Source organism: Luteibacter sp. NPDC104163 (genome assembly GCF_055584245.1).
The window spans coordinates 235,909-261,798 of the sequence record NZ_JBVJMK010000004.1 but is presented as its reverse complement, the minus strand read 5'-3'; the positions used below and the strand labels follow the sequence as shown (position 1 = coordinate 261,798).

Sequence of the window (25,890 nt, the reverse complement as noted above, 5' to 3'; positions counted from 1 at the left end):
GTGCTCTCCCCTGGTGGGAGCGACCCTGTCGGCGATGCTCTGCCTACAAGGTGATCGGTACGCGCACCGTCACCGTGGTGTCAGGCGTATCGCGTGTCACACCAACGCCTAGCGTGATGTTCAGCGTTTCCTTTTCGTTGAAGCGGTACGAGCCGCCGATGAGCAGCGAGCCGAGTGTGGCGCGCGCGGAGCCCGGCAACGGATGGCCGTCCTGCTGTGTACGGCCGACGAATGCCTGGTCGTAGCCAATGCTGATCGATGCCTTTTCATTGAGCGACAGGCCCATGCCCACGCTGATGTCCGCGATGTCACCTGCCTTGATATCCCCAAGGAATTGCTTGCCGGCGCCGAGCACATTGCGGCTGACATCCTTGCGCTCGAAGTTGTGCAGGTAGCTGAAGTTGCCGAAGAACACGACTGGATCGGACGGATACAACCAGGTGAGACCCAGTTGTGCTGAGTAGAAGCCGGTGCCGGTCGGATTCTTCAGCGGCAGGCCAGTGCCGGTGTAGTTGGCCACGCAACGCGTGACGCAATCGCTCGTGACCTCGAAGGGGTCCTCGCCAGTGCGCGATTTCGCGCGGAACCAGCCGATGTAATACGGCTTGTCGGCGCCACCGTCATTCAATTGGTAGCGGAGCGTCGCCTCGACATCGCCGATGCCCTTGCCACTGGTGGTGAACAACCGATCCTGCGCCGTGCCCGTGAAGATCTCGCGGCTGATGGTATCGGTGTGCGAATCCACGTACGGAACGCGCACTTCGAGTTCCATGCGGTTGGTCAGGCCGTAGCGGAACGCGACCGCGCCCGTCTGCGTGGTCTGCTTCACCTGGCGCACATCCACCAGGCCGATAAGAATGGCCGGGATGACCGTGTAACCCACCAGCGCGACGCGATCGCTCGAGGAGTAACCGTACTGGTACGACGGCTCAAGGATAAGCTTGCCGCGCGGCGTCAGCACACCCGGCTGGTCGAAGATCGGCGCGACCTCGGGCGGGCGCTCATCCTGTTCCGGTCGCTTGCCGACCGGTTGGGTGGTTGCCACGGGCTGGGCAACCGGCGCCGCTGGGGCGCCCGGAGCTGGCGTGCCGGGCGGTACCTGCTCTTGCGGCGCCGGGGCGCTCTGCGCACCTGCGACGCCGGGCGCACCTGTGGCGCGCGCCTCTTCCAGCGCTGTCATGCCCACCGCCTTGCGCAGGTCGTTGTACGCGACCTCCTGCGAGGCGAGCTCGCGCTTCATCTGCTCGAGCTCGGCGAGCTGTTCCGCCATGCGGCTGCGCATCGCATCGATCTTGCGGCCCTGCGCTTCGATCTTCTCGCGCAAGGCCGGGTCGACCGTCGTTGCGGATTCCTGCGCCAGGCACGCGCCGATCCACATGGGTAGTACGGCGAGCGACAACGCGCCCACACATGTCTTTGCCTGCATCACCCTGCCATTGCGATACATGCGTTAGTTCCCCCGGAACTGGATCACTGCATCCTTGATCGATTCGTCGATACGTATGTTCTGCAACATATGCGACGTGTTGACGGAAGCGTCGATCGTCGTGGTGGCCGTGATGGCCTGGTTATCCAGGGAGTTCTGCACCACCAGCCCGTTGGCTGCGCCCGATGGAAGGGTCACCGTCCCGAGGGTGGAGGGCAGCCCGATCGCCTGGGTGCTCTGTGCTGCGTTGGTCGAAGCGTTGTCGGTTGCCGCGGCGGTGCCCGCCGGCTGCGAGGTGGTGGTGACCCCGCCAATGCCATTGGTGACCACCGTCGTCCCCAGCACGTTGCGTAGTGCGGCGGCCTGGTCGGCTGTCATCTGGGCGATGTTCGGGATGTTGACCGATTGCCGGACGACCTCCGCGCCATTGATCAGGACGGTGCGCTCGAGGCCCAGCGATGCACGGAGCCCGCCCGCATCGAACCCGCCGCGGATGACGTCCAGCTGGTGATCGGGCAATGCATAGTTCACGGGGAAGTCGGCCGCGTGGACTCCCCCGCATGCACCAAGGGTAATCGCCGCTGCGATGAGGAATCGTTGGGTGTTCATATATCCCCCGGTCCGCGTTTCGGCATCACGATGGGTCCGAGGCCATTGCGCTCTATGCCTTCGGAAATCGGTGCCGCGGGCGCGACGGCCCAGTCGCGCGGACTGTTGAAGATGGCGCGGTCGCGTTCGTTATGGATCACGAAAACGATGTGGTTTTTCCACATGTCATCGAAGCGCCGCCTGGACATGGATCGGGTGCCGCGGGCGGGGTCGCCGATCAGAACCCGGTCGTTCTTGTAGCCCTTAACGACCACGAAGTGGTGATAGCCGCGCTCGTCGATCAGCACGATGGCCGGCACGCCTTCTTCGTCGAGCTTCTCGAGCGGCACCTGGAATCCATCCGCCTCGAAACCGCGCGATGCGAGGAACCGCTTGATGTCGAGAAGCGAAAAGCCCTCGCGGTTGATCTTTCGCCGGTCACCATTCGCGTACATCATGTCGAACGCCGACTGCTCGTCGATCGGGTACGCGTACTGGTAGGTGAGCAACGTAGCCACCGCGGCGGAGCCACAGCTGAAGTCGTACTTCTGCCGTATGGTATTGCGGAAGCGCGCTTCTTTCAGGCTCGTTATCTTCACCGGGTACGACGTGCCCGGGCTTGTCTGCACCTCCGCCTTGTTCGCCATGGCGGACGGAGCCGCCAGGGCCAGTGACAACGCAAGGGCGCAGGCAAGCTTCATCAGTTCATCTTCACTATGACAGCCGTGCTGCTCTGGATGAGGACGTTGTTACCGGAGTTCTGGATCGCGGTGTTGAGGCCAGCGGCGGTACCGAACGCACCACCATCGATACTGTTCGCGCCATTCCCGATACTGACGTTCGTATTGTTGTCGACGGTGCCGTTCGTCGTCTGGTTAACGATGTTGTTGGTGTGCGTATCGGTACCGCCCGTCATGTCACCCAGTTGCTCCACCGGGGTGGCGGTGCCGAATGATGGCGGTGGCTGATCTCCCGGCGGCGATGCATGTACGGCACCGGCGGCGAACGCGAGGGCGAGCAACGCCAGCGCGAGCGTGGAAGTGTGGGGTCGGAACATCGGCATGGGTCTGCTCCTGAGGCTGGGGATCCCCTTCGGGTACCACGGGGCGCCGCCAGGACGCCCCGTGGTTCCGTCGCTACCTTTCGCTCGCCGGTTACGGCGTGGCGGCCGGCATGTTGATGCTGGCCTGCACGCTGACGCCCTGCTGGATGAACCCGTTCGCACCGGAGTTCTGGCCGATCAGGGTCACGCCCGCGGCGTTGGCGGCCGCGCTGTCCATGCTGTTCGTCATGGCATAGGAGCCTGCATTGACGTTGTTGGTGCCGCCCATGCCGCCCGCGCCACCAGCACCGGCGGTGTTGCTGCCACCGCCGCCGCTGCCGCCTGCGCCGCCCGCGCCGCCGGTGCCCGATGTCGCCGTGGCGTCGCCGCCATTGCCACCGGTCGCCGCGCCACCCGTCGTCGTCGGGGACGAGACGCCCGCGGTCGTATCGCCACCAGCGCTCGCGGATGAGCCACCGGTGCTCGACGTTGAGCCGCCCGTGGACGTATCAGCGCCACGGCCGTTCGCACGCGAACTGGCGTTGCCACGTCCGGCGTTCCCGCCATCGCCATTGGTGTTGCCGCCTTCGGCGTAGCTCTCGCCTTCGGCATCGCCGGCCCAGCTGCCGGCGTCACCGCCGACCGCGCCGTGAGCCGATGCGCGTCCGGCCTTACCGCCGTCGCCACCCGATGCGCCGCGACCATTGGCGCCCCAGGCGTCGCCGCCCGATCCGCCACGTGCGCCGTTCGCGTTGCCGGTGTTCGCGGCGATATTGCCGAAGTTGTACGTGGAGTTATCGGTGACCGCACCGTTCAACGTGGTCGTTGCTACCGCGTTGGTGGTGTTGAACGAGTTCGTGTTGGTGGTGGTATTGGTGCTGGTGTTGGTTGAGTTGTCATTGGCACTATCGACCCAGGTCTTTGCGGTCGAATGACGCTGTGCCGTAGAGCCTGCAGCTCCGGTCTGGGTGTCATCGGCCATGGCCGGCAGTGCAAATCCGATAGCGAGGCAGATCGCCGAAGCGATGAGGGTCTTACGCATGGGAGAGTCTCCTGTGAGCGAGCGACGTGAACCCCTGTTTTTTTCCCGGGATATCCGGACGTCCTGCCAACGTGCCGGGTCACAGGAGGGAGCAAATAGCGTGCCTTCCGTCGCGCCTGCCGCGAGACCGCGCCGCAGCGGGGTTTGCGCGGTTTTCGCAAACTGAATGGATCGAGGCCGTTGTAAACGGCCTGATACAGCCCGTAACGCCCGTGCGGCGGCCAGTCTTGCCCCTGTCGCGACAGCCTTTGCTGCGCGTGCCCTTGCCCTGCGGGCCCGCAACGCGGATGATTCGAACGATCGTTTGAACCGGAGCCGCCGCCCGTGTCCTACCCGCACCTCCTCGCCCCGCTCGACCTGGGCTTTACGACCCTGCGCAACCGCGTGCTCATGGGTTCGATGCATACCGGGCTGGAGGACAAGGCCGCCGACTTCGACAAGCTGGCCGCCTATTTCGGTGAACGCGCCGCCGGCGGCGTCGGCCTGATCGTCACAGGGGGCATGGCGCCCAACCTGCGCGGCTGGCTGAAGCCGATGTCCGGCACCATGTCGATGCCGTGGCACGTGGCGCGGCACCGCAAGGTGACGCAGGCGGTCCACGCGGAAGGCGGCAAGATCTGCATGCAGATCCTCCATGCCGGCCGCTACAGCTACCACCCGTTCTCCGTGGCGCCCTCCGCGATCAAGTCGCCGATCACGCCCTTCAGCCCCCGCGCCCTGAGCGCTGGCGGGGTCGAACGCACCATCAACGCCTTCGTCCGCAGCGCGAAGCTCGCGCGCGACGCCGGCTACGACGGCGTGGAGGTGATGGGTTCCGAGGGTTACCTGATCAACCAGTTCCTCACCACGCGCACCAACGCGCGGACGGACCGCTGGGGCGGCAGCGCCGAGAACCGCATGCGCTTCCCCGTCGAGATCGTGCGCCGCATGCGCGAGGCCGTCGGTCCGGACTTCATCATCATCTACCGGCTCTCGATGCTCGACCTGGTAGACAACGCCCAGCCGTGGGACGACATCGTGACCCTCGGCCGGAAGATCGAGGCGGCCGGCGCGACGATCATCAACACCGGCATCGGCTGGCACGAGGCGCGCGTCCCGACCATCGTGACCAGCGTCCCGCGCGGCGCGTTCACGTGGGTCACGAAGCGGATGAAGGGCAACCTCGGCATCCCGCTGGTGACGACCAACCGGATCAACATGCCGGACATCGCTGAACGCATCCTCGCGCAGGGCGACGCGGACATGGTCTCCATGGCCCGCCCGCTGCTCGCCGACCCGCAGTGGGTGAACAAGGCGAAGGCGAACCAGGCCGGATCGATCAACACCTGCATCGCGTGCAACCAGGCCTGCCTGGATCACGTGTTCAAGAACCGGGTCGCTTCGTGCCTGGTGAATCCGCGTGCGTGCCACGAGACCGAGCTGAAGATCCTCCTCACCGCGGCGAAGAAACGTGTCGCCGTGGTCGGTGCCGGCCCGGCCGGGCTTGCCGCGGCCACGACCCTGGCCGAACGCGGCCACGCGGTGACCCTGTTCGATCGCGCTGGCGAGATCGGCGGCCAGTTCAACATGGCGAAGCGGATCCCCGGCAAGGAAGAATTCCACGAGGCGCTGCGTTACTTCGCGCACCGCCTCGATGCGACGGGCGTGGAACAGCGCCTCGGTACCGAAGCCTCGATCGATACGCTTGCCACCGGCGGCTTCGATACGGTGCTGCTCGCCACCGGCGTCGTGCCGCGCGCGCTTGCCATCGAGGGTTCGGCGCATCCGAAGGTGCTGTCGTACATCGATGTGCTGCAAGGTAATCGCCCGGTCGGTTCAAAGGTCGCGATCATCGGCGCCGGTGGCATCGGCTTCGACGTCGCCGAGTTCCTCACCGAAGCCGCGCCCTCCCCGACCACGGATGTCGCGCGCTGGTCGAAGGAATGGGGCGTTGACATGACGATGGCGACACCGGGCGGCCTGATGAAGGCTTCCCCGGAGGCGCCGGAACGTCAGGTCTGGCTGCTGCAGCGCTCCGAAGGCCGCCCCGGTGGCCGCCTGAACAAGACCTCGGGTTGGGTGCATCGCGCGACGCTGAAGAACAAGAAGGTGCAGATGTTCGGTGGCGTGTCGTACGAGCGCATCGACGATGAAGGACTGCATGTGACGATGGACGGGCAGAAGCATGTGCTGCCGGTGGATAACGTCATCGTCTGCGCGGGCCAGGAGCCGAACCGCGAACTGCACGAGGGGCTGGTGGCGCGTGGTGTCGATGTGCGGTTGATTGGCGGCGCGGATGTGGCTGCCGAACTGGACGCGAAGCGCGCGATTGATAAGGCTACGCGGCTGGCGGCTGCGCTTTGAGCGCGTGACCGAAGCGATTCGCTCCGTCGCGCCTCGCTAATCGGTTCATTCGCTCGACGCGAATGCATGTGCTGAGCGGCTTGCGCCGCCTTAGGCTGGATGGTTGCTGGGGTCGGGAGCGGTCAGGCCCTGGCGGCCGCCAGGCGCGGACCTGCGGACCGGGCCGTGGCTCCCTTGTCGCGAAAATCGATACGCCACGCAGCCCTCCGCTCATGTCGGCCGCCAGGGCCTGACCGCTCCCGAGTCGACACATTCCGTTTCGTGCGGCACAAGCCGGCACATCGAAGCGCAGCCCCCTGTAGGAGCGCGCTTGCGCGCGACATCTTTCGCCCCACCGCTACAGGCCCTGTTGCCATGAGGCGAACGGCGTCGCGCGCAGGGCGCGCTCCTACAGGCGAGCGGCTGCACTTAGCGCGCTCTCCCATCGTGAACCTCGTCGCTTGATGCGCGGGTGGGCAGGCCCTTGGTGCCGACATGAGCGGAGGGCCGCATGGCGTAGCGGTTTTCGCGAAAGCGGCGCTACGGCCCGGTCCGAAGGTCCGCGCCTGGCGGCCCCAAGGGCCTGCCCACCCGCAGCTTCCTCAACACACAAGAGCGAGGCGGCGTAAGCCGCTCAACACATGCATTCGCGCCAGCGAATGAACCGCTTAGGTAGGCGGCCGGGTCGCGAACCCTTCGCGCGCAAGCGCGCTCCCACAACGTCCGTGGCAACAAAAAAGGCCGCGATTGCTCGCGGCCTTTTTGTTACTGCGCCATCCCGATCAGCGCTTTTCGATCGGGGTGTAGGTCTGGTCTTCCGGACCCGTGTAGTTCGCGCTCGGGCGGATGATCTTGCCATCCTGGCGCTGCTCGATCACGTGTGCGCTCCAGCCGGAGGTACGCGCGATCACGAACAGCGGCGTGAACATCGCCGTCGGCACGCCCATCATGTGGTACGCCGATGCCGAGTACCAATCCAGGTTCGGGAACATCTTCTTCAGGTCCCACATCAGCTTCTCGATCTTCTCGGAGACCTCGAACAGGCGCGGGTTGCCGCCATCCGTGCACAGCTTGCGCGCGATCTCCTTGATGATCTCGTTGCGCGGATCGGACACCGTGTACACCGGATGGCCGAAGCCGATGATGATCTCCTTGCGCTCGACGCGGGCGCGGATGTCCGCCTCCGCCTCGGCCGCATCGCGGTAGCGCGCGATGATCTCCATCGCCACTTCGTTCGCGCCGCCATGCTTCGGGCCGCGCAGCGCGCCGATCGCACCGGTGATGCACGAGTACATGTCCGAGCCGGTGCCGGCGATGACGCGCGCCGTGAACGTGCTGGCGTTGAACTCATGTTCGGCATACAGGACGAGCGAACGATCCAGCGCGTGCGCGTGCAGGTCGCTGGGCTTGCGGCCGTGCAGCAGGTGCAGGAAGTGTGCCGCGATCGAGTCGTCTTCCGTCTCGGTCTCGATGCGCTTGCCGTTGTGGCTGAAGTGGTACCAGTACAGCAGGATCGAACCGAAGCACGCCATCAGGCGGTCGGCGATGTCGCGCGCGCCGGTGACGTTGTGGTCGTCCTTCTCCGGCAGCACGGTGCCGAGCACCGAGGCGCCGGTGCGCATCACGTCCATCGGGTGCGTGGCGGCGGGCAGCAGCTCGAGCGCGCCCTTCACCGGGGCTGGCAGGCCGCGCAGGCGCTTGAGCTTGGCACGGTAGGCGTTGAGCTCCATCCAGTTCGGCAGCACGCCGTGGACGAGCAGGTAGGCGACTTCCTCGAACGAGCCCTTCGCGGCCAGGTCGTGGATGTCGTAGCCGCGGTAATGCAGGTCGTTGCCGCTGCGGCCGACCGTGCACAGCGCGGTGTTGCCCGCGGTGACGCCCGACAGGGCAACGGACTTCTTCGGCTTCGGGCCCGTGGTGGTTGCGGTGTCGCTCATGCGTGACTCTCCTTAACCCTTCTGCGAGAACAATGCGTCGAGGCGACGCTCGTATTCGTGGTAGCCGATGCGGTCGTAGAGCTCTTCGCGCGTCTGCATCGTATCGATGACGTTGCGCTGGTGACCGTCGCGGCGGATGGCGGTGTAGACGTTCTCGGCGGCCTTGTTCATGGCGCGGAACGCGGAAAGCGGATACAGGACGATGCCGACGCCGACGCTGCCGAGCTCTTCGGTGCTGAACAGTGGGGTCTGGCCGAACTCGGTGATGTTGGCGAGCACCGGCACCTTCAGCGCATCGGTGAAGCGCTTGTAGGTCGGCAGGTCATAGGCGGCTTCCGCGAAGATCGCGTCGGCACCGGCCTCGGCGCAGGCGATGGCGCGCTCGATGGCGGCATCGACACCGTCGACGGCGATGGCGTCGGTGCGGGCGATCAGGAAGAAGTCCGGGTCGGTCTTCGCATCGGCCGCGGCCTTGACGCGGTCGACCATCTCGCTCGCCGTGACGATTTCCTTGCCCGGGCGATGGCCGCAGCGCTTCGCGCCGACCTGGTCTTCGATATGGCAGGCGGCTGCGCCGAACTTGATGAGGCTCTTGACCGTGCGGGCGATGTTGAACGCGCTCGGGCCGAAGCCGGTGTCGATATCGACCATCAGCGGCAAGTCGCACACGTCGGTGATGCGGCGGACGTCGGTCAGCACATCGTCGAGGGTGTTGATGCCCAGGTCCGGCAGGCCCAGGGAGCCCGCGGCCACGCCGCCGCCCGAGAGGTAGATGGCGCGGAAGCCGGCGCGCTTGGCCAGCAGGGCGTGGTTGGCGTTGATCGCGCCGATGACCTGCAGGGGCTTTTCAGCCGCGAGGGCGGCCCGGAAGCGGCTGCCGGCCGAGGGGGGCAAGGGCATGGAAAGTCTCCGCGTAAAGACCGGCATTTTAGCGCGGGGCGCGTGTAAAGGATTGTTGCGGTGCGGGGTGTGGGCCGGGCCTGGTGGCCCGGATCGCGCGCAAGCGCGCTCCCACAAGAGCACGGCGGTGCGGGGTGTGGGCCGCCCGGCCCTGTGGGAGCGCGCTTGCGCGCGATTACCCCAGCCGGTGGCCGCAGTCCGGCCCGCGGGCGATGGCCTTGCGAATCTCTTCCAGCGCGTTGGGATCATCCAGGGTCGAAAGATCCCCGGGATCGGTCCCCTGCATCAGCGCCTGCAACGACCGGCGCAACAGCTTCCCCGAGCGCGTCTTCGGCAGCGCGCTCACGACATAGACGCAGCCAGGCCTGGCGAGGGCACCCAGCAGTTCGACCACGCGACGCTCCATCGCGTGCGCGACATCCGCGGGGTCATCCGTGACGCCCTGCTTCAACGTGGCGAACACGGCGGGCAGCTGCCCCTTGAGCTCATCCGCGACGCCGACGACCGCCACCTCGGCGACCGCCCCCAGGGTCGCGACCGATTCCTCGATCTCGCGCGTCCCCAGCCGGTGCCCGGCGACATTGATCACATCATCGGTGCGGCCGAGAATGAAGGTGTAACCATCCGCATCACGCACGGCCCAGTCCAGCGAGCTGTACAGCAACTCCCTGAAGTGGCCGAAGTAGCTCCGCTTGTAACGCTCATCGTCGCGCCAGATGGTGGTGAGGCAACCCGGCGGCAGCGGCGGCTCGATCACGAGCACGCCCTTCTCCCCCGCGGGCTTGTCCTCGCCCGTGGCATCGTCGATCACCCGCATGCGATAGCCGAACGTGGGGAAACCGGGGGAGCCCGGCTTCACCGGCTTCATATCGAGGCCGGGCATGAGCGACAGCGCCGGCCAGCCGGTCTCGGTCTGCCAGTAGTTGTCGATCACCGGTTTGCCCGTGCCGCCGCTGAGCCAGTCGTAGGTCGGCTGGTCGAGCGGCTCGCCCGCAAGGAAAATCCACTTCAACGCGGACAGGTCGTACTTCTTCAGCCAGCCCGCATCCTGCTTTTTCAGCATGCGGATACCCGTCGGCGACGAGAACAGCGTGCGCACGCCATATTGCTCGCACAGCTTCCACCAGATGCCCGGGTCGGGATTCACCGGCGTGCCTTCGTAAAGGATCGCCGTGCAGCCACCAAGCAGCGGCCCGTAGACGTTGTACGAGTGGCCCACGGCCCAACCCACGTCCGACGTGCACAGGATGGTCTGGCCCGGCTGCAGGTCGAAAATCGCGGTCATCGACAGTGCCAGCGCGACTGCGTAGCCGCCGACATCACGTTGCACGCCCTTGGGCTTGCCGGTGGTGCCCGACGTGTACAGCAGGTAGCTCGGTTCGTTGGATTCGAGCCAGGTGACCGGCACCACCTCGTCGAGATGCGCTTCGCGATGCGCCGCGTAGTCGATGTCGCGCCCAGGCACCCACTGCATGCCCTTATCCAATCCACGATCCACGACAAGTACGTGCGCCGGTGGCGACACCGCCTCACGCAGCGCGGCGTCGACCAGTGGTTTGTACGGAATGACCTTGCCGCCGCGCATGCCCGCATCGGCGCAGATGAGCAGCTTCGGCTCGGCATCATCGATGCGTAGCGCGAGGTTGTGCGCGGCAAACCCGCCGAAAACGACGGAGTGGATGGCGCCGACCCGCGCGCACGCCAGCATCGCGAACACGGCTTCGGCGATATTGGGCAGGTAGATGACGACGCGATCGCCGCGGCCGACACCGAGTGCCTGGAGTATCGCGGCAAACGCGTTGACCTCGCGGTAGAGCTCGGCGTACGTGATCTCACGCGTAATGCCCGTTTCCGTCGAGACCGCGATGATCGCGGCCTGGTCGGCGCGCGCATCCAGGTGACGGTCGATAGCGTTGTGGCAGAGGTTGGTCATGCCACCGACGAACCAGCGGCGGAATGGCGGGTTGGACTGGTCGAGGATGTACTGCGGCGGCACCTGCCAGTCGATCAGGTGCGCCTGCGCGCCCCAGAACCCCTCGGGGTCGTCGACCGACTGCTGCCAGCTTTCCTCGTAGCCCATGGGCATGCCTCCTGTGGAGGCCTTCGAGGGTAGCCGAGCCGGGGATCGGGTGCCTTGCTACGTTGGTCGAGGGTCGCTATCGCGCGCAAGCGCGCTCCCACGAGGAGCCTGGAATACTGCATGTGGGAGTGAGCTTGCGAACGAGGCTCTTCCGCGGAACCGTCGCTCGCAAGCTCACTCCCACAGTTAGGTCGGTGGGCTGCTACTTCTTGCCCTGGCCGGGGCGGGCTACTTCGTACATCTCCCAGGAGATCTTCTTCAGCAGGGCCTGGCGGTCGTCGCCTTCGGTGTAGAGATCGAAGTGGGTCTTGCCGGGCAGGAAGCGGATGTCGTTCTTCGCGTGGAGGCCGTCGAGGGTGTCCTTGAGCAGCTTGGCCGAGCCTTCGAGATAGAACGTATCCGCGGTGCCGACGATGAGGTGGATCTTGCCGTCGAGGTCCGGCTTCAGCGCCGGCCACTGCGTGCGCAGGCGCTGGGCGATGTCGAAGTGATCGCGCCAGTAGGCGACGACATTGGCGTCGACGGCGCCCGTATCGCGGTTGAACATCGGCATCGGCCGGCCGTCCTGGCCGCGCGGCGAGAACACCCACTCGAACGACGCAAGCTGGCCGCCATAGGCTCCGAGCACGCGCTCGAGGCGGGCGAAGGTCTCGAACGTGGCGATGACCTTGCCGTCATCGCGAACCAGCGGGATCGCGCTGCCATCGGCATGCTTGTACGCATTGGCGTTGTTCGCGTACAGGTCGATGCCGGTGAAATCGTGGAAGTCGCTCGGGTCGGGCGAGGTGGACCACGTGCCGCCAAAGATCTTCGGATAGCGCGTCTGCAGCCACAGCGTCGCCCAGCCGCCCGACGAATGCCCGTTGAGGAAGCGCCCGCTGGTCTTGCCATCCATGCGGTAGCGCGTCTCAAGCCACGGGATGTATTCGGTGGTGAGCGCCTGGCCCCACGGCCCGTTGTTCACGGAATCGGCGAACTCGTGCGTGCCGGTCGGGCCAGATTCGTCGAGGAACACCCAGATCATCGCCGGCATCTGGTTCTTCGCCATCGCATCCCACACGTTGGCGATGGAGCCGGCATAGCGATCGAACCCACCGCCGAAGCCGTGGGTCACGTACACCACCGGATACTTCGCGGTGCCCTGCTCGTAGCCCGGTGGGGTCACCACCCAGGCGCGGATGGAAAGCGGGCGGCCGGCGAACGCCGTGAGCGCCTTGCTTTCGAGGACTTCCGCATGGGCATGCTTGCGCGCCTCGGGCAGCGCATCGCGCGTGGCCGGCGGTGCGGAAGGCGGCAGCTGCCAGGGGTCACGCTCGGGTACGGTCTTGCTCAGCTTGAGCACGGGAATGCTCCCACCCGCCGTGATCTTCACCGGGGTGACTTCGCTGATGAGGTCGCCCGCGCGACGGCCGCCGTAGTTGTAGTCATGGCCGACATCGAGCACGGCCTGGAACAGGTAATCGCCCGGCGGCAGGCTGGAGAAGCCCGAGGGGAACGCCTCGCCATCCGCGTCGAGGTCAACCGATTGACCCGGTGCGATCCAGCTGACATCGCGACCCGCGACGGCGACCGCCTGGGGCTGGAACGGATTGGTGTCGATCTCGGCGACCTTGCCACCCTTCCCTGCGCTTTTGGCCTTGTCGGCGGGCTCGGCGAACACCAGCAGGCGTCCCGAACTGCCCTTGTCGGTCGCGCCATCCAGCGAAACGCGGATGATTCGATGGGCCAGGGGCGCGCTATCGGCGTGCGCGGCGGCACCGCAGGCAAGGAGCGCAACGGCAAGGGCCGCGCGGGCGGGCGTGTGCTTCATCAGGATCTCCCTTCGTCCGGCCGCGGCGCGGCAACGCGTTCGATCCTGCCATGGCACCGGGGGGTGGGGAAATGCCGGATGGCATGGCCGCGAAAGGCTGGCGTGGCACCATGCTCCCCTGCTCAGCCAACCGGAGAATCCCGAACGATGGATGCCGAATGGATCAGCCGCCACGCCCTGAGCCTGTGGGGCGTGCTGCTCGTCGTGGCCCTGTTGGGCGCGGATGCCGCGTGGCGCCGCGCCGTGCGCCGCCGCGAGGGGCAGGATCCCGCCGCGCTGCGTCTGTTGCGCCCCACCACCGCCTTCGCGGTGGTAGTCGCGACGCTGGTGGTGGCCTCGGTCATCGCGGTCGAGGTCCGCGAGCAGGCCGGCCTGACGGTGTTCGATGCGCAGCTGGCCACCGACCTGAGGGCGAACATGCCACGTCCCCTGCTCCACGCCATCGCGTGGCTTACCCAGCTGGGCAATCCCATCGCGCTCGCGATCATCACGGCGCTGATGACTCTCGCCTTGCTCGTCCGCCGGCACCTGAGGCTTGCGGGCATCTGGCTGCTCGCCCTAGCGGGTACCGCCCTGATCAACTCCGGCCTGAAGGCCTGGTTCCAGCGCGAACGCCCGCTGCATGACCATGGCTTCGTCGTCGAGCACAGCTACAGCTTCCCCAGCGGCCACGCCTCGGGCTCCATGGTGTTCTACGGCATGCTCGCGTACCTGTTGCTCGTGCTTTGCCCGCCGCGCTTCCACCGGGGCATCGTGGTTGCCGCAGTCACGGTCATCACCCTCGTCGGTATCAGCCGCATCCTGCTCCAGGTGCACTACTTCAGCGACGTGCTCGCGGGCTATTGCACGGGCCTTGCCTGGCTGACGCTTTGCGTGGGCAGCGCTGAGTATTTTCGTATGCGAGAGGGCCGCGCGGCGGTCCAGTGATTTCATGCGGCCAACACGCCGCCGATGGTCTCGTTGGCGCATGGCCAACGACCTGCCCCTCTCCATCGTCATGAATGCCGGCTCCGGCCACGGGGACACCGAGGCCGCGCGCGACACGATCCGCACGACCCTGGAGGCGGCCGGGCGCCCGCACCGGTTCTTCCTGATCGATGAGTCGCATCCGATCCTCGAGGTCGTCGCCGAGGCGGCCGCCCACGCGAAGCAGGAGGGCGGCGCGCTGGTGGCTTCCGGTGGAGACGGCACGATCAACTGCGTGGCGGGTGCCGCATGGCGCGAACAGCTGCCGATGGGCGTGCTGCCGCAGGGGACGTTCAACTTCTTCGGGCGGACCCACAACATATCCGCGGACGCGCGCGAGGCCACCGAGGGCCTGCTACGCGGCACGCTGCGAAACGTGCAGGTCGGCATGGTGAATGACCGCCTGTTCCTGGTGAACGGCAGCCTGGGCCTGTATCCGCAGGTGCTCGAGGATCGCGAAGCGTGGAAGCAACGCTTCGGCCGGCACCGGCTCGTGGCGTTGTGGTCGGGCCTGGCGACGATGATGCGCGGCTACCGGCCGCTGCGTATCGAGGTCAGCGATGGCACGCGCACGCGCCAGCTCAGGACGCCCACGTTGTTCGTCGGGAACAACGCGCTGCAGCTCGAAATCATCGGCCTGCCCGAAGCAAGCGATGTGTTCCGCAACGATGGCACGCTGGCCGGGCTCGTGTTGAAGCCGATCGGCCGGCTGACCATGCTCGGGCTGATCCTGCGCGGCGCCCTGGGCAGGCTCGGCGATGCGGAGAACGCGGTGAGCTTTCCGTTCCGCGAGATCACGGTGCGGCCGAAGCACCACCGCCAGCGATTCAAAGTCGCCGTGGACGGCGAAATCGCATGGATGGATCCGCCCATCGTCTTCCGCGCGGCACCACGGCCGCTCGTGCTGATCACCGACGGCGAGCGCCAGCCCGGGGAGGACCCGGGTTGAGCCTTTTCATGCAGATTTCCGATCCGCATTTCGGCACGGAGCGGCCCGAGGTCGTGGAGGCCCTGCGCCGGCTGATCACGACGATGGCACCCGAGCTGGTCATCCTTTCCGGCGACGTGACCCAGCGCGCGCGTTCGGAACAGTTCGCCGCCGCACGCCGTTTCGTCGATAGCTATGCGCGCCCCACCCTGGTGATCCCGGGGAACCATGACGTGCCCCTGTTCAATGTGTTGGCCCGGGTATTCGATCCGTTCGGTGGCTACCGCAAAGCGTTCGGGAAGGATCTCGAACCGGTCCACGCCAGCGCCGATGCACTGGTGATCGGCGTGAACACCGTGCGCGCCCGTCGACACAAGGACGGCGAGGTGTCCGATGCGCAGATCGCCCGGGTCAGCGCGCGACTGCGTGCGGCGGATGACGCGCAGTTGCGCATCGTCGTCACGCACCAGCCGGTGCACGTCATCCGTGAGAAGGACAAGGCGAACCTGCTGATCAACCACGAGGCCGCGATCCACGCATGGGCCGCGGCGGGTGCCGACCTCGTGCTCGGCGGCCACATCCACCTGCCTTACGTACGGCCGTTGAATACGGAGCAGCGCGCACTGGCGAGCGAGCTATGGTCGGTGCAGGCAGGCACCGCCACCTCGACGCGCATCCGCGAAGGCATCAGCAATTCGGTGCACGTGATCCGCCACGATCCCGCATCGGATCGCTCGGTATGCCTGGTCGAACAATGGGACTTCGACGAAGGCCGGCAGGATTTCAAGGCCGGGCCGATGACGACGATTCCGCTGGAGCGCTATTCGCGCTGACCCGCCGATCGGCACCGTGCCTGTGGGAGCGCGCTTGCGCGCGATAGGGCTTGCGGCAGGACCATCGCGCGCAAGCGCGCTCCCACAAGAGGCTCCTACACATACTGCATCTTGCGGGCCATGCCGCCGTCGACGGTGATGTTCTCGCCGGTGATGAAGCCGGCCTGCGAGGAAAGCAGGAACACCGCGAGCGCGCCGATGTCCGGCGGAATGCCCGCGCGGCCCACCGCGTGCTGCGCATGGTCGGCCGTCGATAGCTTCGGCTTCTTCCGCGCCGAAGGTTTCTTCCAGTCGTCCACCACGATCCACCCCGGGTTGATCGCATTCACCCGCACCGGCCCGGCGCTGATCGCCAGCGCGTGGGTAAACGCGAGCATGCCGCCCTTGCTTGCCGCATACGCCTCGCTGTGCGGCTCGGACTGATGGGCGCGGGTCGAGGCGATGTTGACGATGGCGCCGTTGGCCTTTTTCAACGCGGGCAACGCGTGCTTGCAGCACAGGAACACGCCGCCGAGGTTCGTCTCCAGACGATGTTTCCAGTCCGCCCAGTCCATGTCCTCGATGGGCTTGTTGTGCGGATCGGCGATGCCGGCATTGTTCACCAGCCCATCGATGCGGCTGTAGCGGCGCAGTGCGCCCTCGACGAAGCGCTTGACGCTCGCCTCCTTCGCGACATCCAGCACGAAGAACGCGGCGCGATCGCCTGCCTGCCATTCGTCGAGGCAGGCCTTGCCCGCTTCGGCATCGAGATCGCCGATGACGACCGTGCCGCCGGCTTCCAGCACGGCCTGGGCGATGCCCTTGCCGACGCCCTGCGCGCCACCGGTGACCAGCACGACCCTGCCGGGCCATTCGCCCGTGGCGGCCTGGGGGACAGGCGATGCGTGTTTCGGTGTCACCATGGTGCGCTCCGGCAGTAAGGGCGGTGTGCACTCTATACCGTGCGCGCCATGCAGGTTACGTGGAGCGGTAGTAGTCCACGCTGCGATAGCTCCGCGCGTACAGGCCGAAGGCCAGGGCGGCCAGGCCAGCGAACGCCGCGAAGAAGAACATCTGGAATGCGGTGGCGCCGATGCCGGTATGGGCAATGCCAGCGAGCACCGCATCGTTGCGCACGCCCGCGTTCGCCAGCAGGACCCAGAGGTTGCCCACGGTGACGCTGAGCGTCCAGAAGCTCATCAGCGTTCCCTTCATCGCTGGCGGTGCCTGGCTGTAGGCGAATTCCAGGCCGGTCGCGGATACCAGCACCTCGCCCATCGTCAGGAAGACATACGGCAGGATCTGCCACGCGATGTGCACGGGGTTGCCGCCATCGAGCGCCAGCTGCAGCATGCCCACCACCACCCATGCGACCGCCGAGAGCGCGATACCCGCGGTCATCCGGCGCAGCGCCGTGGGCTCGATGCCGCGGCGGCGCAGCAGCGGGTAAAGCACCAGGTTGTTCAACGGGATCAACAGCAGGACCAGTGCGGGGTTCACCGCCTGCATCTGCGCGGGATGCAGCCACGCGGGGGCCTGCATGGCAGTAGCCTGGAGTACCCAGGTCGAAGCCTTCTGGTCGAACAGCGACCAGAACGGCGTGACCAGGGCGAACACCACGAGCACGCGCAGGACGACACCGACGCCTTCGATCGCTTCCGCGGGATGCAGGCCGCGTACGCGCTCCAGCTGGAGACGCGTACCAACCACCATGCCCGCGAGCAGCAGCACGAGCGCGACGCACAGCGTGGCGACGATGCCGAGCGTCGGCATGAGCGCCAGCGCACCGAGCGCGAGCACCAGCGATGCGACCGCCACGACGAGCCCCGGCCTGCCCTGCCCCGGCGCATGCGCCAGCAGCGCACTCTTCACGATCGGCCCGAAGCCGTGCGGATCGTGCCGCGTGGGCGGCACCATGACGTAATGCCTGCGCCCCATCCAGAAGACGATGGTGGCGATGAACATCAGCGCGCCTGGCAGGCCGAACGCCACCTTGGCGCCGTACTCGCGCAGGAAAAATGGCATGAGCAACGAGGCCAGGAACGAGCCCACGTTGATGATCCAGTAGAACGCATCGAACACGACCTTCGCGAGTTGCCGGTTGCTCTCGTCGAACTGGTCGCCGACGAAGGCGGCCACGCATGGCTTGATGCCTCCCGCGCCGAGCGCGATGAGGGCGAGGCCGGTGTAGAAGCCCGGCACGCTGTGCTCGAACAGGGCGAGGCAGAGGTGGCCCACGCAATACACCAGGCTCAGCCAGAGCACGGTGCGGTATTTGCCGAGGAAGCGGTCCGCCAGCCAGCCACCCAGCAGGGGGAAGAAATAGACGCCGATCACGAAGGCGTGGAACACGTCCTTCGCCTCCGCCGCCCGCGCTTCGGCGGGCAGGTAAGTCAGCAGGGACATGACCAGGAACGGGGTCAGGATGTTGCGCATCCCGTAGAAGCTGAAACGCTCGCAGCCCTCGTTGCCGATGATGAAGGGGATCTGGCGGGGTAGCCGGGCGCTCGGGGTGGCGTCGATTTCTAGGGCACTCATGGACTTACCGGGTGGCATGCAACAAAGGGCACGATCCTAAACGAAACGCTGAGGCCGGCCGCGCTACGCTTGGGGCCTGTCCACCCCCGGAGCCCCCATGCAACCCATCCCCGCTGGACTCATTGGCTACGGCACGGCAGGCGCTTTCTTCCATGCGCCACTGATCGCGGCGGCCGAAGGGCTGCGCCTGGCGGCGATCGGCAGCCGCCGCGTCGAGGAGATCTCGCGCGACTTCCCGGAGGCACGGGCGTACGAAAATCCTCAAGACCTGATCGGCGACCCGGCTATCGAGCTGGTCGTCATCGCCTCGCCGAACGATACCCACGCCGCCCTCGCCCGTGCGGCGCTGGAGGCCGGCAAGCACGTCGTGGTCGACAAGCCATTCACGCTGAATGCGGCCGAGGCGGAGGCCCTGATCGCCCTGGCGGCGGACCGGCGCCGGCTCATCTCCGTGTTCCAGAACCGCCGCTGGGATAACGACTTCCTGACCGTACGCCGCCTCATCGAGGATGGCCGGCTGGGCGAGGTCGTGTATTTCGAAGCCCATTTCGATCGCTTCCGTCCTGAGATCAAGCAAGGCTGGCGCGAGACCGAGGTGCCAGGATCGGGCCTGTTGTATGACCTGGGCGCGCACCTGATCGACCAGGCGCTCGTGTTGTTTGGCGTGCCACGCGCGGTCACCGCCGATGTCATGAAGCAGCGCGCCGCGGCGAAGGTCGACGATTACTTCCACGTGGTGCTCGACTACGGCCACCGCCGCGCGGTGCTGCACGCCTCCGTGCTCGTGCGCGATCCCGGCCCGCGGTATCTCGTGCATGGCGACGGCGGCAGCTTCGTGAAGTACGGCATCGATGGCCAGGAAGCGGCGCTGCGCGAAGGCAAGCGCCCGGGTGGCGCGGGCTGGGGCGAGGATGACCCGGCGATGTTCGGCCGCTTCACCGATGCCGACGGCAGCGCCACCACGATCGACACCCTGCCCGGGCGTTACACCGAGTATTACGAGGGCGTGGCAACGGCGATCCGTGGCGAAGGCGACCTGCCGGTGCTTGCGCAGGAAGCGCGCGACGTTATCCGTGTGATTGAAGCCGCGCAGATTTCAGCACGCGAGCGGCGGACGGTGCCGCTCTAGGAAGCGGAGACGCGGGGATCAATGATCCCCGGTAGCCACCGCCCGGCTACGATCGGAAACCCACCCGGACCACGACGGCGCATACAGCCGCGACCCGCACAGCCCGGCGTATTCCATCGCCAGCAGGTTGTGGCACGCGGTGACGCCCGAGCCGCACATGTGCACGACCTCCTCGGCGGCATGCGGCCCGATGATCGCTTCGAACGCCTTGCGCAGCTCCTCGGGGCGACGGAAGAAACCTTTCTCGTCGAGGTTGTCGGCGAACGGGCGGTTACGCGCGCCCGGCACATGCCCAGCGACCGGATCGAGCGGCTCGACATCGCCGCGATAGCGCGGCGCGGCACGGGCGTCGAGCAGTACAAACCGACCATTCGCCAGCCCGGCGGTCAGCTCTTCGGCCGACACGGTGCCTGCTTCATCGAAACAGGCCTCGACGCTGGTGGGCTCGCGCACGGGAACCCGGTTGTCGACGGGCAGCTTCGCTGCCAGCCATGCGGGCCAGCCGCCATCGAGCACGGCGACGTTGTCGAGGCCCGCCAGACGCGCCAGCCACCAGAAACGGGCCGCGGCGAGCGAACCGCCCGCGCTGTCATAAGCGATCACCTGGATATCGGGCCGCCAGCCGATGCGCGAGAGGAAGGCCTCGAAGGCGGCGCGCTCCGGCAACGGATGGCGACCGCGGCCATTCGCCGGCGTCTGCATATCGGCAAGGTCGCGGTCGAGATCCGCGCGTACCGCACCAGCGATGTGCGACTCGGTGTAGTTGCGCTCGCCCATCGTCCGGTCGGCAAGATCCACGCGGCAATCCACGAAGAGCACTTCATCGGCCGGCAGGTTCGCGGCGGCTGCCGCGTCGATCAGGGTGCGCGAAATCAGCATGGCTGGTGGCCCATCCGCTTCAACAGGTTGAACAACATGGACGCCGTGGCGCCCCAGATGCGATAGCCCGCGTGCAGGAACTCGACCATCTCGCGGTTATGCCCGCGGAAATCCATGCGGTAGCGACGCAGGTTCGCCGGATCGGTAAAGAACGCGAACGGCACTTCGAACACTTCGGCCACTTCACCCGGATCCGGCTTGAGCGGCGCATCGGCAGCGATCCGCGCCACCACCGGGGTGACGCTGAAGCCGCTGATGGTTTCCATGGCTTCGAGGTAACCGAGCGGCGTGACGTAGCGTTCGTCGAGGCCGATTTCTTCGCGGCTCTCGCGCAGGGCGGTCGCGACGACGTCGGCGTCGTCAGCCTCCACGCGGCCGCCGGGGAAAGCCACCTGCCCCGCGTGCTGCTGCAAGGTGTCGGTGCGCAGGGTGAACAGCACGTTCTGCTCGCGGTCGTCGCGGATGCCGATCAGCACCGCAGCGCGCCGGCGTGGCGTGTCGCCGATGAGGCGGACCATGTCATCGTGGTTCCAGCCGTGCGGACCGGGGGGCGCCTCAAGGGGCAGCAACGCACCGTGCAGCCGGGCCAGCAACTCGTCCATCAGCCAGCCTGCCGGTGTGGGAGCACTTCGTCCATGATCCAGAGCTTTTCCTGGTCACTGAGCGTGCGCCATGCAGCGATCTCGCCACCGGTGCGCAGGCAACCCATGCACAGGCCGCGCGCATCGAGCCGGCACACACCGGTACAGGGCGTCAGGGGAAGGCTGGCGGTGGGCGGCGGCGGGAGGGTGGCCATGTCACCGGCCATTCTAGCGCGGCCGGCTTACTGGCGGATGTCCACCAGTTCGATCTCGAACACCAGCGCCTCGTTGGGGCCGATGCGCGGCAGCTCGCCCCGCTCGCCATAGGCCAGCTGCGGCGGGATCACCACTTTCCACTTGTCGCCCACGTGCATGCGCGGGATCACGTCCTGCCAGCCGGGGATCACGCGGTTGACCGTGAAGGTGACGGGCTTGCCATGCGCATACGAGCTGTCGAACTCGGTGCCATCGATCAGCGCGCCACGGTAGTTCACGACCACGGTGCTGGTGACCTGGGCCTGCGGGCCGTGCCCGCGCGCCAGCACGTTGTACTGGATCCCCGACGGCAGCGTGACCACGCCGGGCTTCGAGCGGTTCTTCGCCAGGAAATCCGCACTGCGCTGGGCGTTGGCCGTGGCGACGCGACGGAACTCCACGACGGAATCGCGCTGGACCTTCGCATCGAAGTTGACCAGTTGCTGCTGCATCACATCGATGGGCACGCCTGGCGCACGCTTTGCGTAACCATCCTGCAGGGCCTTCACCAGGATGCCGATATCCACGTCGGGCTGGGCGCTGTTCGCGAACTGCGTGCCGATCTGGTAGCCGATGGCGTACGAGAGCTTGGTCTTGTCGATGGCCGGCGCACCCGGGGCCGGCGCCGGGGGCGCGGACTGGGCGATGGCCGTGCCGCAGCACAACCCCATGGCGATGACTAACAGACGCGAGGGTGACATCCCGTTCTCCGTGGACCCGGATTCCCGGGCACGCGTGGAGGATAGTCCATCGACGCCGGCCCGTGCCCGTATGAGCTAAGACGCCGTTCGGGGGCCAAGAGTTCCCCTGTTACCATCCGTGGTCTTTCCCCCACGCCGGAATCACCATGACCTTCCGCACCCTGAGCACCGCCGACCGCGGCGCTGTCCGCACGATCACCGTCAACCGCCCCGACAAGCTCAACGCGCTCAACCGCGAGACCATCGGCGAGCTGACCCTGGCGTTCAACCAGGCCCGCCAGGATGATGCCGTGCGCGTGGTGGTGTTGGCGGGCGCGGGTGAGAAGGCCTTCGTGGCCGGTGCGGACATCGCCGAGATGACCTCGCTGACGCCGGTGAAGGCGCAGGAGTTCTCGCATGCCGGCCAGGCCCTGATGCGCGGCATCGAGCGCCTCGGCAAGCCGGTGGTGGCGAAGATCCAGGGTTATGCGCTGGGCGGCGGCATGGAACTGGCCATGGCCTGCCACCTGCGCGTCGCCAGCGAGAAGGCGAAGTTCGGCCAGCCTGAGATCGGCCTCGGTCTCATCCCCGGTTTCGGCGGCACGCAGCGCCTGACCCGTCTCACGGGCCGCGGCGTCGCGCTCGAACTCTGCCTGCTCGGCCAGCAGATCGATGCCGCCCGAGCCGAACGACTGGGCATCGTCACGCGCGTCGTGCCTGCCGATGAACTGGATGCCAGCGTCGACGCCATGGCCGACCAGCTCGCCGCCGCGGCACCGCTGGCGCTCAGGGGCATCCTGGAAACGATCATCGAAGGCGGCGAATGCGCGCTCGACCAGGGGCTGGCGTTTGAAACGCAGGGCTTTGCCATCGCGTTTTCGACGGAGGATATGCGTGAGGGTACGGCGGCGTTCCTTGAGCGCAGGAAGCCAGCGTTCCACGGGAAGTAACCGCGTAGCGGTGGCATCGCGCGCAAGCGCGCTCCCACAAGAGCCTGCGCAGGGTCATCTCCTGCTGTCACCGGTGGCCGCTTGCGCGGCATCGCGCGCAAGCGCGCTCCCACAAGAGCCTGCGCAGGTTTTTTGTGGGAGCGCGCTTGCGCGCGATCAGCCTGCCGCAGACTGCATCACGGGTGCCCGCGGTAATTCTTCTCGCCCGCTGTGATTCGCACATCCAGGCGGTTTTCCGGCGGGGCCAGCGGGCACGTTGCGTAGGGCGTGAACGCGCAGGGCGGGTTGCGGGCTTCGTTGAAATCGAGCACCAGCTTGCCGTCCTTCGCCAGCGGCGTATCCAGGAAGCGCGCGGCGCCGTACGTTTCCTTGCCGCTCGTCCGGTCACCGAACACGAAGAACAGCGAGTCCGGTTCTTCCTGGATCGGATACAGCTCAAAGGTCTGGCCGTCCCGCGTGAACACCGCCTTGCCGGGCACCTTTTCCTTGTCGATGGTGCCGAGCACCGAACCGATCTCCAGTTCGTGCGGCGGATCGAACGGCACCCAGTCGGCGACGACGCGCCACGACGGATCGATCGGAAAATAGTCCAGGCCGAGGAAGTGCGTGCGGGTCTCGGCGTTCTCGTCCTTCACGCGCAGCGCCTTGCGCCCATCGCGCGCGATCACGAAGAACTGCGCTGAGCCGAAGCGCACTTCGGTGGGCTTGTGCCCGGGCGCATCGTCCACGAGCGTAGCGCGCTCGACCTCGCGGCCATCGACCAGCGCGCCGCTGTTTTTCGCCAGTTCGATCGTCGCCGTACCGCTGTCATCCAGGGTGATCGTGCCCAGGTGCGCAGGACCCGCCTTGAGGACGATGTCGTTATCGGCGGCACTGCCAATGCGGTTCGCCCCAGGCTGCAACCACTCGAGACCGATGAGGCTGAGCCAGCCATCCGGCGCGGTGAGCGTGGCGAGGCGTTCGGCGCGGGCCTTCTCGACCGAGGCCTTGAGGTCGTCGGCGGCGAAGGCGTGGCCGCTGACCACGGCGACGGCGGAAGCGAGGGCGAGCGTGCGGATCATGGTTAACCTCATGGACGTTGTCTCCTTGTGGGAGCGCGCGTGGGCGCGATCGCGCGCAAGCGCGCTCCCACAGGGGTGGCGGCTTATCGGCCGCGCAGGAAGAGTTTGTCGAGTTCGGCGAGCGAGAGTTGCACCCAGGTCGGGCGGCCGTGGTTGCACTGGCCGCTGCGTTCGGTGGCTTCCATCTCACGCAGCAAGGCGTTCATTTCCGGCAAGCCCAGCCGGCGGCCGGCGCGCACGGAACCGTGGCAGGCCATCGTCGAGAGCAGCTCGTTTTCGAGTTCCTCAAGGCGGCGCGAGCTACCGTGCGCGGCGAGTTCGGCGAGCACATCACGGGTGAGCTGCGCGACATCCGCACCTTCCAGCAGGGAGGGAATACGCCGCACCACCACACCGGACGGCCCGCTGCGCGACAGCTCGAGGCCCCAGTCGGCCAGGGCTTCGGCGTGCTCCTCCGCAGCGGCGGCTTCCTTCGCGCTCACGGCGATCGACAGCGGCACCAGCATCATCTGCGAACGCAGGTTCGCGGTGACACGGCCGTTCTTGAGCTTCTCGTAGGTGATGCGTTCGTGCGCGGCATGCATGTCGACCAGGACGAGGCCGTGCGCATTCTCCGCAAGCACGTAGATGTTTTTCAGCTGCGCGATGGCATAGCCCAGCGGCGGGATGTCATCGCCCTGCTCCGGGTCCTGCGCCAGCGTTGGCGACCACGCGGCGGACGGGCGCGGCGCGAAACTCGCGGGCGCGCTATTCGCACTGCCCATCAGCGTGGCGTAACCGGCGAGCGGCTCCTCGCGCACGCCCAGGTTCAGGCGCGACTGGCTGGCGGACTGCGGCCATGCGGGCATCGATGCCGCGGATGGCATGGGCTGCGACGCGCGGCTCTCATAGCCACCGCTGGCAAACGCGGCAACAGGCGCCGGCGCCTCCTGCGGCGCGGCGCCGGCACGGGTCTGGGCGAGCGCTTCGTGCAGCGTGCGGAACAGGAAATCGTGGATCAGGCGCTGCTCGCGGAAACGCACCTCGCTCTTCGCCGGGTGCACGTTGACATCGACGCCGGCGGGGTCAACGTCGAGGAACAACACGAAGACCGGATGGCGGCCGTGGAACAACACATCGGCATACGCCTGGCGCACCGCGTGGGCGACGATGCGATCGCGCACCAGCCGGCCGTTGACGTAGAAATACTGCTGGTCCGCGGCCGAACGCGATGCGGTCGGCAGGCCGACCCAACCGGCGAGACGCATGCCGGCGGCCTCGTGTTCGACGCGCAAGGCCTGGCCCGGGAAGTCCGGCCCCAGCACTTCGGCCACGCGCGCGAGCGCCGCGTGTTCATCGCGCGCCGGCTTGAGCATGCGCACGGGTTTGCCGTTGTGGCTGAGGCGGATCTCGACGCCTTCGCGCGCCAGCGCCAGCGACTTCAGCAGATCGTCGATGTGCGCGAATTCCGTGCGCTCCGCGCGGAGGAACTTGCGCCGTGCGGGCACGATGTAGAACAGGTCGCGCACTTCGATCGTCGTGCCAGGCGGATGCTGCGCGGGCCGTGCATCGGTGTATTTGCCGCCATCCACTTCGATCCGCCACGCCGCATCCTGGCCGGCATGGCGCGACGTCAGCGAGAACCGCGCGACCGACGACACGGACGCCAGCGCTTCGCCGCGGAAACCCATGCTGGCGACGCGCTCCAGGTCGTCGAAGCTGGCGATCTTGCTGGTGGCATGCGAGGCCACCGCGAGGGACAGTTCATCGCGCGGAATGCCGCCGCCATCGTCGCGCACGCGGATCAGCCGCACGCCACCCTGCTCGATATCCACCTCGATGCGGCGGGCGCCGGCATCGATGCTGTTTTCGACGAGTTCCTTCACCACCGAGGCGGGACGCTCGATGACTTCACCCGCCGCGATCTGGTTGATCAGCTCGGGCGGAAGGGGACGGATGGGCATGGGACTGGCCTGACTGCACTT

General features: G+C 66.9%; 23 protein-coding genes. 6 read left to right on the top strand and 17 right to left on the bottom strand.

The genetic code is table 11. The features are described from left to right. Window positions 1–43: 43 nt before the first annotated feature. The 5 genes from ACZ6YI_RS07665 to ACZ6YI_RS07645 all read right to left on the bottom strand — a co-directional run bounded on the left by ACZ6YI_RS07665 (window position 44) and on the right by ACZ6YI_RS07645 (window position 4,098). Window positions 44–1,447, bottom strand: coding sequence for a coiled-coil domain-containing protein (locus ACZ6YI_RS07665; protein WP_465778090.1), 1,404 nt, complete (start codon window positions 1,445–1,447; stop codon window positions 44–46). Between the two features lie 3 nt (window positions 1,448–1,450). Beyond that, the gene (locus ACZ6YI_RS07660) at window positions 1,451–2,035 is read right to left on the bottom strand and encodes a hypothetical protein (protein WP_465778089.1); all 585 of its coding nucleotides are present in this window, start codon (window positions 2,033–2,035) and stop codon (window positions 1,451–1,453) included. Further along, window positions 2,032–2,715: a C39 family peptidase gene (locus ACZ6YI_RS07655; protein ID WP_465778088.1), complete on the bottom strand. Its 684-nt coding sequence runs from the start codon at window positions 2,713–2,715 to the stop codon at window positions 2,032–2,034. The genes ACZ6YI_RS07660 and ACZ6YI_RS07655 overlap by 4 nt, the downstream gene beginning before the upstream one ends. Next, window positions 2,715–3,077: a hypothetical protein gene (locus ACZ6YI_RS07650; RefSeq protein WP_465778087.1), complete on the bottom strand. Its 363-nt coding sequence runs from the start codon at window positions 3,075–3,077 to the stop codon at window positions 2,715–2,717. Before ACZ6YI_RS07650 ends, ACZ6YI_RS07655 begins: the two co-directional genes overlap by 1 nt. A 91-nt stretch (window positions 3,078–3,168) precedes the next feature. Next, on the bottom strand, window positions 3,169–4,098 hold the full coding sequence (locus tag ACZ6YI_RS07645; protein WP_465778086.1) for a hypothetical protein: 930 nt from the start codon (window positions 4,096–4,098) through the stop codon (window positions 3,169–3,171). A gap of 324 nt (window positions 4,099–4,422) precedes the next feature. Between ACZ6YI_RS07645 and ACZ6YI_RS07640 the strand changes: the two genes are divergently transcribed. Further along, window positions 4,423–6,441 carry an oxidoreductase gene (locus tag ACZ6YI_RS07640; RefSeq protein ID WP_465778085.1) on the top strand — a complete coding sequence of 673 codons (2,019 nt, stop codon included), beginning with the start codon at window positions 4,423–4,425 and terminating at the stop codon, window positions 6,439–6,441. 761 nt (window positions 6,442–7,202) lie between these two features. Here the strand turns inward: ACZ6YI_RS07640 and prpC are convergent. The 4 genes from prpC to ACZ6YI_RS07620 form a co-directional block, all read right to left on the bottom strand. Further along, complete coding sequence (gene prpC / locus ACZ6YI_RS07635; RefSeq protein ID WP_440328825.1) at window positions 7,203–8,357, bottom strand: bifunctional 2-methylcitrate synthase/citrate synthase; 1,155 nt, start codon at window positions 8,355–8,357, stop codon at window positions 7,203–7,205. A gap of 12 nt (window positions 8,358–8,369) precedes the next feature. Beyond that, on the bottom strand, window positions 8,370–9,257 hold the full coding sequence (prpB, locus tag ACZ6YI_RS07630) for a methylisocitrate lyase (protein WP_440328827.1): 888 nt from the start codon (window positions 9,255–9,257) through the stop codon (window positions 8,370–8,372). Between the two features lie 175 nt (window positions 9,258–9,432). Continuing rightward, window positions 9,433–11,337, bottom strand: a complete 1,905-nt coding sequence (gene prpE / locus ACZ6YI_RS07625; protein ID WP_465778084.1) for a propionate--CoA ligase — start codon at window positions 11,335–11,337, stop codon at window positions 9,433–9,435. Window positions 11,338–11,539: 202 nt separating this feature from the next. Continuing rightward, the gene (locus tag ACZ6YI_RS07620) at window positions 11,540–13,147 is read right to left on the bottom strand and encodes an alpha/beta hydrolase (protein WP_465778083.1); all 1,608 of its coding nucleotides are present in this window, start codon (window positions 13,145–13,147) and stop codon (window positions 11,540–11,542) included. Between the two features lie 147 nt (window positions 13,148–13,294). On the opposite strand from ACZ6YI_RS07620, the gene ACZ6YI_RS07615 reads away from it, so the two are divergent. The 3 genes from ACZ6YI_RS07615 to ACZ6YI_RS07605 are packed head-to-tail and all read left to right on the top strand — an operon-like array spanning window position 13,295 to window position 15,874. Next, window positions 13,295–14,074 (top strand): phosphatase PAP2 family protein, encoded by a 780-nt coding sequence (locus ACZ6YI_RS07615; RefSeq protein ID WP_465778082.1) that lies wholly within the window; start codon window positions 13,295–13,297, stop codon window positions 14,072–14,074. Between the two features lie 40 nt (window positions 14,075–14,114). After that, complete coding sequence (locus ACZ6YI_RS07610; RefSeq protein WP_465778081.1) at window positions 14,115–15,062, top strand: diacylglycerol/lipid kinase family protein; 948 nt, start codon at window positions 14,115–14,117, stop codon at window positions 15,060–15,062. Between the two features lie 8 nt (window positions 15,063–15,070). Beyond that, window positions 15,071–15,874 carry a metallophosphoesterase family protein gene (locus tag ACZ6YI_RS07605; protein WP_465778080.1) on the top strand — a complete coding sequence of 268 codons (804 nt, stop codon included), beginning with the start codon at window positions 15,071–15,073 and terminating at the stop codon, window positions 15,872–15,874. Between the two features lie 95 nt (window positions 15,875–15,969). On the opposite strand, the gene ACZ6YI_RS07600 is transcribed toward ACZ6YI_RS07605, so the two are convergent. Both ACZ6YI_RS07600 and ACZ6YI_RS07595 read right to left on the bottom strand, forming a co-directional pair. Continuing rightward, complete coding sequence (locus ACZ6YI_RS07600; RefSeq protein WP_465778079.1) at window positions 15,970–16,776, bottom strand: SDR family oxidoreductase; 807 nt, start codon at window positions 16,774–16,776, stop codon at window positions 15,970–15,972. A 55-nt stretch (window positions 16,777–16,831) separates the two neighbouring features. Next, window positions 16,832–18,391, bottom strand: coding sequence for a POT-type proton-dependent oligopeptide transporter (locus ACZ6YI_RS07595; RefSeq protein ID WP_465778078.1), 1,560 nt, complete (start codon window positions 18,389–18,391; stop codon window positions 16,832–16,834). Window positions 18,392–18,488: 97 nt separating this feature from the next. On the opposite strand from ACZ6YI_RS07595, the gene ACZ6YI_RS07590 reads away from it, so the two are divergent. Further along, window positions 18,489–19,520, top strand: coding sequence for an oxidoreductase (locus ACZ6YI_RS07590; RefSeq protein WP_465778077.1), 1,032 nt, complete (start codon window positions 18,489–18,491; stop codon window positions 19,518–19,520). An 18-nt stretch (window positions 19,521–19,538) separates the two neighbouring features. On the opposite strand, the gene ACZ6YI_RS07585 is transcribed toward ACZ6YI_RS07590, so the two are convergent. Genes ACZ6YI_RS07585 through ACZ6YI_RS07570 form a run of 4 tightly spaced genes read right to left on the bottom strand, consistent with a single transcriptional unit; the run spans window position 19,539 to window position 21,936 of the window. Next, window positions 19,539–20,399 carry a sulfurtransferase gene (locus ACZ6YI_RS07585; protein ID WP_465778076.1) on the bottom strand — a complete coding sequence of 287 codons (861 nt, stop codon included), beginning with the start codon at window positions 20,397–20,399 and terminating at the stop codon, window positions 19,539–19,541. Next, complete coding sequence (locus ACZ6YI_RS07580) at window positions 20,393–21,001, bottom strand: CoA pyrophosphatase (RefSeq protein WP_440327893.1); 609 nt, start codon at window positions 20,999–21,001, stop codon at window positions 20,393–20,395. The genes ACZ6YI_RS07585 and ACZ6YI_RS07580 overlap by 7 nt, the downstream gene beginning before the upstream one ends. Next, window positions 21,001–21,195, bottom strand: a complete 195-nt coding sequence (locus ACZ6YI_RS07575) for a DUF1289 domain-containing protein (protein ID WP_440327892.1) — start codon at window positions 21,193–21,195, stop codon at window positions 21,001–21,003. Before ACZ6YI_RS07575 ends, ACZ6YI_RS07580 begins: the two co-directional genes overlap by 1 nt. Before the next feature lie 27 nt (window positions 21,196–21,222). Then, entirely contained in the window at window positions 21,223–21,936 is a 714-nt protein-coding gene (locus ACZ6YI_RS07570) for an FKBP-type peptidyl-prolyl cis-trans isomerase (RefSeq protein ID WP_465778075.1), read from the bottom strand. A 146-nt stretch (window positions 21,937–22,082) separates the two neighbouring features. Between ACZ6YI_RS07570 and ACZ6YI_RS07565 the strand changes: the two genes are divergently transcribed. After that, window positions 22,083–22,865, top strand: coding sequence for an enoyl-CoA hydratase/isomerase family protein (locus ACZ6YI_RS07565; RefSeq protein WP_465778074.1), 783 nt, complete (start codon window positions 22,083–22,085; stop codon window positions 22,863–22,865). A gap of 176 nt (window positions 22,866–23,041) precedes the next feature. Here ACZ6YI_RS07565 and ACZ6YI_RS07560 read toward each other — a convergent pair whose 3' ends face one another. After that, window positions 23,042–23,938, bottom strand: coding sequence for a DUF1684 domain-containing protein (locus ACZ6YI_RS07560; protein WP_465778073.1), 897 nt, complete (start codon window positions 23,936–23,938; stop codon window positions 23,042–23,044). A gap of 71 nt (window positions 23,939–24,009) precedes the next feature. Then, entirely contained in the window at window positions 24,010–25,869 is a 1,860-nt protein-coding gene (mutL, locus tag ACZ6YI_RS07555) for a DNA mismatch repair endonuclease MutL (protein WP_465778072.1), read from the bottom strand. Window positions 25,870–25,890: the final 21 nt, after the last annotated feature.